General features: G+C 68.4%; 12 protein-coding genes and 1 tRNA gene. 11 read left to right on the top strand and 2 right to left on the bottom strand.

Translation table 11 applies throughout. The features are described 5' to 3' along the window. Nucleotides 1-33 precede the first annotated feature (33 nt). The 5 genes from AAHM41_RS04485 to arfA are packed head-to-tail and all read left to right on the top strand — an operon-like array spanning nt 34 to nt 5336. The gene (locus AAHM41_RS04485; RefSeq protein ID WP_342235315.1) at nt 34-1038 is read left to right on the top strand and encodes an ABC transporter permease; all 1005 of its coding nucleotides are present in this window, start codon (nt 34-36) and stop codon (nt 1036-1038) included. Next, complete coding sequence (locus AAHM41_RS04490) at nt 1038-1907, top strand: ABC transporter permease (protein ID WP_342235316.1); 870 nt, start codon at nt 1038-1040, stop codon at nt 1905-1907. The genes AAHM41_RS04485 and AAHM41_RS04490 overlap by 1 nt, the downstream gene beginning before the upstream one ends. Beyond that, nucleotides 1904-2914 (top strand): ABC transporter ATP-binding protein, encoded by a 1011-nt coding sequence (locus AAHM41_RS04495; protein ID WP_342235317.1) that lies wholly within the window; start codon nt 1904-1906, stop codon nt 2912-2914. Before AAHM41_RS04490 ends, AAHM41_RS04495 begins: the two co-directional genes overlap by 4 nt. Beyond that, nucleotides 2911-3756 (top strand): ABC transporter ATP-binding protein, encoded by an 846-nt coding sequence (locus AAHM41_RS04500; protein WP_342235318.1) that lies wholly within the window; start codon nt 2911-2913, stop codon nt 3754-3756. Before AAHM41_RS04495 ends, AAHM41_RS04500 begins: the two co-directional genes overlap by 4 nt. A 29-nt stretch (nt 3757-3785) precedes the next feature. Continuing rightward, nucleotides 3786-5336, top strand: coding sequence for an arabinosylfuranosidase ArfA (gene arfA / locus AAHM41_RS04505; RefSeq protein WP_342235319.1), 1551 nt, complete (start codon nt 3786-3788; stop codon nt 5334-5336). 178 nt (nt 5337-5514) lie between these two features. On the opposite strand, the gene AAHM41_RS04510 is transcribed toward arfA, so the two are convergent. Further along, a tRNA-Ala gene (locus AAHM41_RS04510) sits at nt 5515-5590 on the bottom strand. A gap of 119 nt (nt 5591-5709) precedes the next feature. Then, entirely contained in the window at nt 5710-6180 is a 471-nt protein-coding gene (locus tag AAHM41_RS04515) for a TIGR02300 family protein (RefSeq protein WP_342235320.1), read from the bottom strand. Nucleotides 6181-6417: 237 nt separating this feature from the next. On the opposite strand from AAHM41_RS04515, the gene AAHM41_RS04520 reads away from it, so the two are divergent. From AAHM41_RS04520 to AAHM41_RS04545, 6 genes are all read left to right on the top strand, one after another. Beyond that, nucleotides 6418-7059 carry a (d)CMP kinase gene (locus AAHM41_RS04520; RefSeq protein ID WP_342235321.1) on the top strand — a complete coding sequence of 214 codons (642 nt, stop codon included), beginning with the start codon at nt 6418-6420 and terminating at the stop codon, nt 7057-7059. Nucleotides 7060-7182: 123 nt separating this feature from the next. Then, complete coding sequence (gene rpsA / locus AAHM41_RS04525) at nt 7183-8910, top strand: 30S ribosomal protein S1 (protein ID WP_342235322.1); 1728 nt, start codon at nt 7183-7185, stop codon at nt 8908-8910. Between the two features lie 405 nt (nt 8911-9315). After that, complete coding sequence (gene tcuC / locus AAHM41_RS04530) at nt 9316-10614, top strand: MFS transporter (protein WP_342235323.1); 1299 nt, start codon at nt 9316-9318, stop codon at nt 10612-10614. Between the two features lie 151 nt (nt 10615-10765). Further along, the gene (locus AAHM41_RS04535) at nt 10766-11050 is read left to right on the top strand and encodes an integration host factor subunit beta (protein WP_342235324.1); all 285 of its coding nucleotides are present in this window, start codon (nt 10766-10768) and stop codon (nt 11048-11050) included. Nucleotides 11051-11093: 43 nt separating this feature from the next. Beyond that, the gene (locus AAHM41_RS04540; protein WP_342235325.1) at nt 11094-11450 is read left to right on the top strand and encodes a LapA family protein; all 357 of its coding nucleotides are present in this window, start codon (nt 11094-11096) and stop codon (nt 11448-11450) included. 7 nt (nt 11451-11457) lie between these two features. After that, entirely contained in the window at nt 11458-12405 is a 948-nt protein-coding gene (locus AAHM41_RS04545) for an ornithine cyclodeaminase family protein (RefSeq protein ID WP_342235326.1), read from the top strand. Nucleotides 12406-12422: the final 17 nt, after the last annotated feature.

A 12422-nucleotide genomic window follows, 5' to 3' on the forward strand; every position in this document is an offset into this window, starting at 1 on the left:
CCGGGCGCCGCGGGCAACCCGAGGGCCGGAGACATGAAGCCCTTTCTTGCCTATCTCGCCAAGCGGCTGCTGCAGTTCGCGCTTGTCGTCTTCATCGGCGTGAACATCACCTATGTCATCACGCATGCGACGCCGATCGACCCGGTCGAGCAGAGCGTGTCCGCGGCGACCTCCTTCGGCGTCACCAGCCCCGAGGCGATCGAGATGATGCGGGCCTCGCTGCGCGAGCTCTATGGCCTCGAGGGATCGCCGGTCGAGCAGTACCTGTCGTTCTGGCGGCGGGTCGTCGTCGGCGATTTCGGCCCGTCCCTGTCCGCCTTCCCGACCCCGGTCTCCACCCTGATCTGGCGGGCCATGCCCTGGACGGTCGGGCTGCTTCTCGTCTCCACCCTCATGACCTGGATCATCGGCAACCTGATCGGCGGGCTCGCCGGCTACTACCGGCGGAATCGCCTGCTCAAGCTGGCCGGGATCGTGTCGATGGGGGTCCATCCGATTCCGTACTACATCGTCGCCTTCGTCCTCCTGATCGTGTTCGGCTTCGTCTGGCCGGTGCTGCCGATCACCGGCGGCGCCAGCATGAACGTCAATCGCGAGGACGGCTTCGGCTTCGCCCTGGACGTGCTGGTGCATTCCATTCTGCCCAGCCTGTCGCTGATGGCGGTCGGCATCGGCGGATGGTTCATGGGCATGCGGGCGCTGGTGTCCAACATCGTGACCGAGGACTACGTCACCTATGCCGAGCTGGCCGGCGTCGGCCGCCGCCGGATCCTCGGCTCCTATGTCATGCGCAACGCGCTGGGGCCGCAGGTCACCGGCCTCGCGCTCCAGCTCGGCGCGATCTTCAACGGCGCCATCATCACCGAGCAGGTGTTCGGCTACCCTGGCCTCGGCTCGCTGCTGATCAGCGGGGTGCATGCCGGTGACTACAGCCTGGTGCTCGGCATCACCTCGGTGTCGATCATCGCGGTCTCGGCCGCGGTGCTGGTGATCGACCTCCTGTTTCCGCTGATCGATCCCCGCGTGGAGGTCCGCTGATGCAGTTCCTCGCCATCCTCCGGGACCTCGTCCGCTACAATTTCGAATTCGCCGCGGGCCTGGTCCTGGTGGGGCTGGTGGGGGTGATGGCGCTGCTGTCCTTCGTGTCGCCATACCCGCCGCTCGACGTCTATGTGGTCGCGCCGGACGTCCCCCCGTCATGGGATTACTTCTTCGGCACGACCTCGCGGGGGCAGGACGTGTTCTGGCAGCTCACCCTCGCGATCCGCAACACGCTCACCTTCGGCATCGTGGTCGCGGTGCTCAGCCGGATCATCGCGCTCGTTGTCGGGCTCGTCGCCGGCTACAAGGGCGGATGGGTCGACCGGGTGCTGATGTCGATCAACGACACCTTCGTCGTCATCCCGCTGTTCCCGATCCTCGTGCTGTTCTATTTCATCATGCGCGACGCGATGAGCTGGGCCATGCTCGCGCTGATCACCGCAGCACTCGGCTGGGCCTATGACGCGCGGCTGATCCGCGCCATGGCGATGAGCCTGCGGACCCGCGAATTCACCCACCAGGCATACTTCTCGGGCGCGAGCACCGGCCGGATCCTGGTGCAGGAGCACCTGCCCTTCGTCCTGCCGATCGTGTTCTCGACGACGATGAACAACATCAACTGGTCGATCGGCATCGAGGTGACGCTGTCGGTGCTCGGCTTCACCGACATCAACACGCCGACCGTGGGCGGCATGATCTACTGGGCCAACCAGCACACGGCGCTCGTCGCCGGCGTGTGGTGGTGGATCGCCTTTCCGGTGGCCCTGGTGGTCATGCTCTTCGTCGGGCTGTTCCTGCTCGCGATCTCCATGAACGAATACATCGATCCGCGCAGCCGGCTCGCGCGCATGGGGGGCGGCGCATGAGCCTGGCACCGCTGCTCCAGGTCTCTGGCCTCAAGGCCTATTACCAGATGCGGTTCTTCGGCGTGACCCGAGAGGTGCGCGCCGTCGACGATGTCACCTTCGCCATCCGCCGCAACGAGATCTATGGGCTGGCCGGGGAATCCAGCTCCGGCAAGACCACGCTGATCAAGACGATCGCGCGCGCGATCCGCCCGCCGCTGAACGTCGTCGGCGGCTCCGTCACCTTCGATTTCAAGGACGGCCGCCGGGACGTCTACGCGATGTCCCCGGACCAGCTCGACGCGATCCGATGGAGCCGGCTGTCCTATGTCAGCCAGGGCTCGATGAATGTGCTCAACCCGGTGCGACGGATCCGGCACAGCTTCGTCGACTTCGCCGCGCGGCACCTCGGCGGCACCCGGCAGGCCTTCTTCGACGCGGTCTCGGCCCATCTGCGGCGGCTGTCCCTCGACCCGAAGGTGCTCGACGCGTATCCGCACGAGATGTCGGGCGGCATGCGCCAGCGCCTGACCATCGCGCTCGCCACCATCTGCCGGCCCGAATTCATCATCGCCGACGAACCGACCACAGCGCTGGACGTCATCGTGCAGAAGGGCGTGCTGGCCATGCTGCGCGAGGTCCAGCAGGAGATGGGCTCGTCCATCCTGTTCGTCACCCACGACATGGCGGTGCATGCCAATCTCGCGGACCGGCTCGGCATCATGTATGCCGGCCGCCTGGTGGAGGAGGGGCCGACCGCCCAGGTCTTCCAGCGCCCGCTCCACCCCTATACGGCGCATCTCATCTCCAGCCTGCCCCGGCTCGGGGACGATGTCAGGAAGACCGGCCTGCCGGGGGCGCCGCCGAACCTTGCCGACCCGCCGGCGGGCTGCCGCTTCCATCCCCGCTGTCCGCTGGCGGTGGCGCGTTGCCGCGAGGTGGCGCCGGCGCTGGAGGAGCTCGAGCCGGGGCATCGCGTCGCCTGCCACGTCGCCAAGGCCAGGGCCAGCGGAGCGGTCCTGTCATGACGACCCTTCTCGAGATCCGGCAGGTCAGCAAGACCTTCAGGTCCGGAGGGCTGTTCGGGCGCCATGTCGTGCAGGCCGTCGACAGTGTCGATTTCGCCCTGGCCAGCGAGCGGCCGGAGATCTTCACCATCATCGGCGAGTCCGGCTCGGGCAAGTCGACGCTGGCGCGGATGATCCTGAACAGCGTGTCGCCGAGCGGGGGATCGATCCTGTTTCGCGGCCGCGATCTCGCGGCCATCCGCACACGCCGCGACCGGCTGGCCTTCATGGCCGAGGTCCAGCCGGTGTTCCAGAACCCCTTCGAGGCATTCAACCCGCTGAAGCGGCTCGATCGCTACCTGTTCATGGCGGCGCGCCGCTTCTGCGGCGCCAGGACGCGCGATGAGGTCGAGGCCCGGGCGGACGCGGCCCTGCGCAAGGTCGGGCTCTCGCTCGCCGAGGTCCGCGGCCGGTTCCCGCACGAGATGTCGGGCGGGCAGCTGCAGCGCGTCGCGATCGCCCGCGCGCTGGTGCCCGAGCCGGCGCTGGTGGTGGCGGACGAGCCGGTCTCGATGATCGACGCCTCGCTGCGCATGACCATCGTCAACATGTTCCGGACGCTGCGCGACGAGTTCGGCGTCTCGATCATCTACATCACCCACGACCTCGCCACCGCCTACACCATCAGCGACCGGCTGATCATCATGGAGAAGGGCAGGGTGGTGGAGGGCGGGCCGGCCCGCGCCGTGCTCGATGCTCCGAGCCATCCCTATTCCATCCGATTGCTGCAGGCGGTGCTGCCCATCGGCAACGCCTGGCGCGACGAGCGCCCCGCCGAACCCAGGCCCCAGCCGGCGGCCTGACCGTCTCCCCGTCTCTCCCGGAGTTTCCCATGCAGACCGTCAAGGTTTCCATCGACCGCAGCTTTGCCATCGGCGAGACCGACGCTCGTCTGTTCGGCGCCTTCGTCGAGCATCTCGGACGCTGCGTGTATGGCGGTCTCTACGAGCCGGGGCATCCGAGCGCCGATGCCAAGGGATTCCGCGGCGACGTGCTCGGGCTGGTGCGCGAGTTGGCGCCGACCATCATGCGGTATCCGGGCGGCAACTTCGTCTCCGGCTACAATTGGGAGGACGGCGTCGGGCCGGCGGACAAACGTCCACGCCGGCTCGACCTCGCCTGGATGTCGAAGGAAACCAACGCCTTCGGCACCAATGAGTTCATCGACTGGTGCCGGGCGGCCGGCATCGAGCCGATGCTCGCGGTCAATCTCGGCACGCGCGACGGCGATGCCGCGCGGCGGCTCGTCGAATACTGCAACTTCCCCGGCGGGACCGAGCTGTCCGATCTGCGGCGCGCCCATGGGTGGCCGGAGCCGCACGGCATCAAGTTCTGGTGCCTCGGCAACGAGATGGACGGCCCGTGGCAGATGGAGACCAAGACCGCCGAGGAATACGGCCGCAAGGCCACCGAGGCCGCCAAGATGATGAAATGGGTCGATCCCTCGATCGAGCTTGCCGCCTGCGGCTCGTCCGGCCGCACCATGCCGACCTTCGGCACCTGGGAAGACACGGTGCTCGAGCACACCTTCGACCATGTCGAGTACATCTCGCTGCACACCTATCTCAACGACTATGCCGGGGACACGGAGGCCTTCCTCGCCAGCCCCGACCTGATGGACTCCTTCATCGACGAGGTCGTGGCCATCGTCGATGCGGTCGCCGCGCGGCGGCGGTCGTCCAAGCGCATCATGCTCAGCTTCGACGAATGGAATGTCTGGTACCGCACGCGCCGCCGCAGCGAAGGCCGGACCAAGCTCGGCTGGCCGGTGGCGCCGGAGATCCTCGAGGAAATCTATAACATGAAGGACGCGCTGGCCTTCGGCGGGGCCTGTATCTCGCTGCTCAATCACGCCGACCGGGTGCGCAGTGCCTGCCTCGCGCAGCTGGTGAACGCCATCGCGCCGATCATGACCGAAACCGGCGGGCCGGCATGGCGGCAGACGATCTTTCATCCCTTCGCGCATTTCAGCAATTTCGGCCGCGGCCGGGTCCTGCGCGCGGAGGTGGCCTCGCCGACCTACTCCGCCACTTACCACGATCCGCGCGGCACCGCCGATCTGGCCTTTCCATTGCCGGCCGTGCCCTATGTCAAGCTCGCCGCCGTCCATGACGAAGCGGGGCGGACCGTGACCCTCTTCGTGCTCAACCGCCATCTCGACCAATCGGCCCCGGTCGAAATCGACACGCGCGGTTTCGGCGCCCTCGAACTGAGCGAGGCGCTGGAGATGCGCGACGACGATCTCTCCGCCGCCAACACCAGAGAGTCGCCGGACCGCGTCAGGCCTCGCGCGCTGGACGGTGTGCGCGTCGAGGGCGGACGGCTGTCGGCGACGCTCGGGCCTGCGTCCTGGAACGTGATCAGGCTGGCGGCCGCGGCGTGACCATGGGGGGTAGCGGCAATTACCCCGATGTCGAGCGGATCAGGGTCGTTCTTGCCGAGGCCAGATGGGCTCTGCAGGCGACCTCTCGACGCAGCGAAGCGGCCGAAGCCGTCCCGCCTGCTCAGTGCTTGCACGGAAAGAAAAAGGGCCTAGCCGTTGCCGGCTAGGCCCTCTCATTTGGTGGAGCCAAGGAGGATCGAACTCCTGACCTCTACAATGCCATTGTAGCGCTCTCCCAGCTGAGCTATGGCCCCGAAACTCTGGGCGACGCACCGTCCGGGTGTTTTCCGGGGGGCGTCGGCGGGGGCGGATCTTATTCATCCGCCCCGCCTATGCAAGAGGTTTTTTTACGGGATTCTTTCAGGCCCCGCGATCAGCGGTTCCGCTCCTCGCCATCGTCCTCGATTTCGACGTCGACATCCTCCTCGCCGAGGTCGTCGGCGTCCTCGATCAGGACGTCCTCATCCTCGACGAGTTCCTCCTCGGCGTCGAACTCGTCGGCCGGAGCCTTGTCCTTGACCGGGATGTCCTCTTCCTCCTCGACCAAGGTCTCGTCGAGGTCGCCCTCGTCGATCACCTCGACCTCCTCGGCCGCCTCGTCGTCCTCGCCGCCCTCCTCGGTCTCGGTCTCGTCCAGCGCGTCGCTGTCCTCGTCCTTGACGGCGCGCACCTTCTCGACCGGCTCATCGACGATGATGGACCGCGACCGGCGCGACTTCAGGAAGGCTTCCGGGTCGTACTCGGTGCCGCATTTCGGGCAGATGATCGGGTCTCGCTGCAGATCGTAGTAGCGGGCCCCGCAATTGTGGCAGATGCGCTTGGCGCCCCATTCAGGCTTCGCCACGCCGGCCCTCCTCGGGTCATGTCGGGATAGAGGGCGCCATCTGCCACGCAGAATGCCGGCTGTCAAAAACAAAACGTCATCGATCCGGCCGGTCGCCGTTCCACCGCCGTCCCGGCCATGCTATCAGCCCGCGGGTTCGACAGTTCTCGCCCCGGGGTGCAACCCGGGGCCGGTGATGGGGATGGTCGCCTTGCATCTCGTGATTTCGCGCCCGTCCGGCGCCCCGGGCCCGGCGGCATGACCGTCATCGCCATCGACGGCACCGCCGCGTCGGGCAAGGGCACGCTGGCCCGCCGTCTGGCCGCGGCCTACGGCTTCGATCATCTCGACACCGGCCTGCTGTACCGCGCCGTCGCCGTCGCCGTGCTGCGCGCCGGCGGCGATCCGGACGACCCGGTCGCCGGCCTCGCCGCGGTGCTGGCGCTGGATCCCGCGGGGCTCGGCGACCCGGATCTGCGCGGCGACGCCGCGGCCCAGGCGGCCAGCCGGGTGTCCGCCATCCCCGGCGTGCGCACCGCGCTGCTCGACTTCCAGCGCCGCTTCGCCGCGCGCTCGCCGGGGGCCGTGCTCGACGGCCGCGACATCGGCACCGTGATCTGTCCGGACGCCCCGGCCAAGATCTTCGTCACCGCCACGCTGGAGACCCGCGCCGCGCGCCGGTGGAAGGAGTTGCGGGACCGCGGCCACCAGTCTATATACGACGAGGTCCTCGACGACCTGAGACAGAGAGACGAGCGCGATCGTCGCCGCGCCGTGGCCCCCTTGGTCCCGGCGAGCGACGCTTTTCTGTTGGATACTAGCCAGCTGACGGCGGACCAGGTGTTCGATCAGGCGCTGGCTTATGTGTCCCGGCGGATCGGCCCACCGCGCGCTGTCTGACCCTCGGGCCGTCGTCGATCGAATGCTGGAGATGCGGGCATCGGGCCCGGCCCGGCCATCGCGCTCTCCCAGGCGGGACGACCCGCCGGCGCGACGACCGGTTTGTCTCTAACGGGAGTTTTCATGGCTACTAGTTCCGCCGCCGTCAAATCGACCGAGAGGGAAAGCTTCGCTGCCCTTCTCGAGGAGTCGCTCGGCCAGTCCGAGAGCTTCGAGGGTACCGTCGTCAAGGGCCGGGTGATCTCGGTCGACAACGACATGGTGCTGATCGATGTGGGGCTGAAGTCCGAGGGGCGCGTGGCGCTCAAGGAATTCGCCGTTCCGGGCCAGCAGGTCGAGCTCGTCCCGGGGGACACCGTCGAGGTGTTCATCGAGCGCATGGAGGACAAGAACGGCGAAGCCGTCCTGTCCCGCGAGAAGGCCAAGCGTGAAGAGGCCTGGACCGCGCTCGAGAAGTCGTTCACCGATCAGCTGCGCGTCACCGGCGTGATCTTCGGCAAGGTCAAGGGCGGCTTCACCGTCGACCTGAACGGCGCCGTCGCCTTCCTGCCGGGCAGCCAGGTCGACATCCGGCCGGTGCGCGACATCAGCCCGCTGATGGGCACGCCGCAGCCGTTCCAGATCCTCAAGATGGACCGCTCGCGCGGCAACATCGTGGTGTCGCGTCGTGCCGTGCTCGAGGAGAGCCGCGCCGAGGCCCGCTCCGAGCTGGTCGCGAACCTCAAGGAGGGCCAGGTCCTCGAGGGCGTGGTCAAGAACATCACCGACTACGGCGCCTTCGTCGATCTCGGCGGCGTCGATGGCCTGCTGCACGTCACCGACATCGCGTGGCGCCGCATCAACCACCCGTCCGAGGCGCTGCAGATCGGCCAGGCCGTCAAGGTCCAGGTCGTGCGCTTCAACCCGGAGACCCAGCGCATCAGCCTCGGCATGAAGCAGCTCGAGGCCGATCCGTGGGAGGGCGTGGTCGCCAAGTACCCGGCGGGTGCCCGCTTCCGCGGCCGCGTGACCAACATCACCGACTACGGCGCCTTCGTCGAGCTGGAGCCGGGCATCGAAGGCCTGGTCCATGTCTCGGAGATGAGCTGGACCAAGAAGAACGTCCATCCGGGCAAGATCGTCTCCACCTCCCAGGAGGTCGAGGTGATGGTGCTCGACGTCGATCCGGTGAAGCGCCGCATCAGCCTCGGGCTGAAGCAGTGCCTGCCGAACCCGTGGGAGGTGTTCGCCGAGAAGTACCCGGCCGGCACCGAGCTCGAGGGCGAGGTCAAGAACATCACCGAATTCGGTCTGTTCGTCGGCCTGCCGGGCGAGATCGACGGCATGGTTCACCTCTCCGACATCGCCTGGGACCGTCCCGGCGAAGAGGCGATCCAGGAGTTCAAGAAGGGCGACCAGGTCAAGGTCAAGGTCCTCGACGTCGACGTCGAGAAGGAGCGCATCAGCCTCGGCATGAAGCAGCTCACCGAGGACACCTTCGAGAAGGCGGCCAGCACCGGCGGCCTGCGCAAGGGTGAGGTCGTCACCGGCACGGTCACGGAAGTGAACGACGGCGGTGTCGAGGTCTCGGTCGGCGACGGCCTGATCGGCTTCATCCGCAAGTCCGACCTGTCGCGCGACCGGTCGGAGCAGCGGCCGGACCGCTTCTCGGTCGGCGACAAGCTCGACGCCAAGGTGATGCAGGTCGACCGCGCCGCCCGCAAGGTCTCGCTCTCGATCAAGGCCAAGGAGGTCGAGGAAGAGAAGCAGGCGATGGCGGAGTACGGCTCGTCCGACTCGGGCGCCTCGCTCGGCGACATCCTCGGCGCCGCCCTGCGCCGGGCCCGCGAGAACACGACCGAAGAGAAGTAAGCTTAGGCTTCACGGCCTTTGCCGGGCCCGCCTCCGCAAGGAGGCGGGCCTTTCTTTTGGGGGTTCGCGCCTGGCCAGTCCACGCCTTTCATCCTCCCCCTCCCCTCGCGGGAGGGGGTTGGGGGAGGGGGTGTCGATCGAAGGGCGCCGGCATGGGATGTTCCGGGGTCGGCGCCAGTCTGTGGCGATCCTTCGACTTTCGCTTTGGCGGCGCCAAACCCCTCCCCCTGCCCCCTCCCGCAAGGGGAGGGGGAGAGTGAAAAGAGGGCAGCAGGCGCTCCGATCCGCGGGAGAGGCAAACCAAAAGGGCTTCGACCAATCCGGCCATTGACAACCGGCCTCCAGAAGCCGAGGGACGGGGCGGGGGGAGAGAAAGCGCCGGTTCCGATTCCGAAAGGCCCCCTCATGAGCGCAGCCGCGACCTCCCGATCGAAGGCGATGGCCGTCCTCCGCGTCTCCAGCGGCAACTTCCTGGAGATGTACGACTTCATGGTCTACGGCTATTACGCCGCCTACATCGCCAAGGTGTTCTTCCCGACCGACAGCGAGTTCGCCTCGCTGATGCTGTCGCTCGGCACCTTCGGGGCCGGGTTCCTGATGCGGCCGCTCGGCGCCCTGGTGCTCGGCGCCTATATCGACCGGCACGGACGACGCGCCGGCCTGCTGCTGACGCTCGGGCTAATGGCGGTCGGCACCCTGACCATCGGCCTGCTGCCGGGCTACGAGACCCTGGGCATCCTGGCGCCGATCCTGGTCCTGCTCGGCCGGCTGCTGCAGGGCTTCTCGGCGGGGGTCGAGCTCGGCGGCGTCTCGGTCTACCTGGCCGAGATCGCGACGCCGGGGAACAAGGGCTTCTATACCGCCTGGCAGTCGGGCAGCCAGCAGGTCGCGGTGATCGTCGCCGCCCTGCTCGGCGTGCTGCTCAGCACGCTGCTGCCGCCGGATCAGGTCGCCCTGTGGGGCTGGCGGGTGCCGCTCCTGGTCGGCTGCCTGATCGTGCCGCTGATCTTCCTGCTGCGCCGCTCGCTGCAGGAGACCGAGGCCTTCCAGGCCCGGGCGCACCGCCGTCCGACCGTGTCGCAGATCATGCGCTCGCTGGCCGACAACTGGGCCATCGTCCTGCTCGGCATGATGCTGGTGACGATGACCACGGTCAGCTTCTACCTGATCACCGCCTACACCCCGACCTTCGGCAACCAGGCGCTGCACCTGGCCAGCATCGACAGCCTGGTGGTGACGCTGTGCGTCGGCATCACCAACCTGATCTGGCTGCCGCTCTCGGGCGCCTTGTCCGACCGGATCGGCCGCACGCCGATCCTGGTCGCCTGCACCGTGCTGATGCTGGTCACCGCCTATCCGGCGATGCTGTGGCTGGTCGACGCCCCGTCCTTCGGCCGGCTGCTGGAGGTCGAGCTCTGGCTGTCCTTCCTCTATGGCAGCTACAACGGCGCCATGATCCCGTTCCTGACCGAGATCATGCCGGAGGATGTGCGCACCAGCGGCTTCTCGCTGGCCTACAGCCTGGCCACCGCGACCTTCGGCGGCTTCACCCCCGCGGTCTGCACCTGGCTGATCCACGCCACCGGCAATTCGGCCATGCCGGGGCTGTGGGTGTCCTTCGCCGCGCTGTGCGGCCTGGCCGCGACTCTGCTGGTGGCCCGCGGCCGCCGCGGCATGGCCCCGGAGATGCGACCGGCGGAGTGATCTCCCGGGCCGGAAATCCCTTTGTCCAGAAGCACTTGCCCTTGCTTTCGCGCGGCCGTGCTGGCACCATCCCGGCTGCCGTCAACTCAAGCGAGGCGACGCGGCTGTGACCCGTGTCGACAAAAAGGCGGCGGACAGGGATTCGGGAGACATGACGAAGTCCGAGCTGATCATGCGGCTTGCCGAGCGCAATCCGCACCTCTACCAACGCGACGTAGAGCGCATCGTCACCACCATCTTCGACCGGATCACGGCGGCCCTGGCGGAGGGCCAAAGGGTCGAGCTCCGCGGCTTCGGCGCCTTCTCGGTGAAGCGCCGCGACGCCCGCACCGGGCGCAACCCGCGCACCGGCGTGGCGGTCGACGTGTCGGAGAAGCTGGTGCCGTTCTTCAAGACCGGCAAGCAGCTGCGCGAGCGGCTGAACACCGATGACTGACGGGCCCGGAACGCCGGGTCCGGCCCACCACGAGGGATAGCCCGTGCGGTACATCGCCTGGATCGTCACCATCCCCTTCGCCCTGCTGCTGCTGTCCTTTGCGATCAGCAACCGGGAGGCGGTGACGCTCGGCCTCTGGCCGCTGCCGTTCCGGATCGACGCGCCGGTCTATCTGGTGGCGCTGCTGCCGCTGCTGTTCGGCGTCGTGATCGGCGGCCTCGTCCTCTGGTTCGGCCGCTTCGCCACCGGCCTGCGCATGCGCCGGCTGGAGACCCGGCTGGCCGCGACCCAGAAGGATCTGGAAGGGCTGAAGGCGCGGCAGCGCCCCGGCGTCCCGGCCACCGCCAACCGCAATGGCGAGCCGGCGCGACCGGCCCTGCCGGCCGCCGGCCAGCGCTGACACCATCATGCTCGCCATCGACGCCGCCGCCCTCGACCGGGCGATCGACACGCGCGCCCTGATCGAGGCGCTGCGCCTGGCCTTCCGCCGCGAGGTCGAGGCGCCGCTGCGCCACCACCACACCATGCCGACCGCGGCCGGCGACGCCACCCTGCTGATCATGCCGGCCTGGGAGCGGGATCAGGCGATCGGCATCAAGCTGGTGTCGCTGATGCCGGGCAACCCGGCCAGGGACCTGCCCTTCATCGTCGGCTCCTACCTGCTGCTCGACGGCGCCACCGGCGTGCCGCGGGCGATCATGGACGGGCCGACCCTGACCAACCGCCGAACCGCCGCGGCCTCCGCCCTGGCCGCCGACTATCTGGCCCGGCCGGATGCGTCGTGCATGGTGATGGTCGGCGCCGGCGCGCTGGCGCCGCATTTCATCCGCGCCCATGCCGCGGTGCGGCCGCTGACCGACATCGCGATCTGGTCCCGCCGGCCGGAGCAGGCGGCGGAGCTGGCCGACCGCCTTGTGGCGGAAGGCCTGCCGGTCCGTGCCGTCACCGATCTCGAGGCCGCGGTGCGCGAGGCCGATCTGGTCTCCTGCGCCACCCAGTCGCGCCAGCCGATCGTGCATGGCGCCTGGCTGAAGCCGGGCGCCCATCTCGACCTCGCCGGCGCCTATCTGCCGGCGATGCGCGAAAGCGACGACGAGGCGGTGCGCCGGGCGCGGATCTTCGTCGACACTCGCGCCGGCGCGCTGGCCGAGGCCGGCGACCTGCTGCAGCCGATCCAGGCCGGGGTGATCGGCGCGGACGCGATCCTGGCCGACCTGCACGACCTGACCCGAGGCACCGCGCCGGGCCGCGGCTCGGCGGACGAGATCACCCTGTTCAAATCGGTCGGCACCGCCCTCGAGGACCTCGCCGCCGCCCGACTGGCGGTCGAGACGCTGGAAGGGCAAGAGGATTGATGTTACGGGCGGCATCA

The organism is Inquilinus sp. OTU3971 (genome assembly GCF_038440215.1).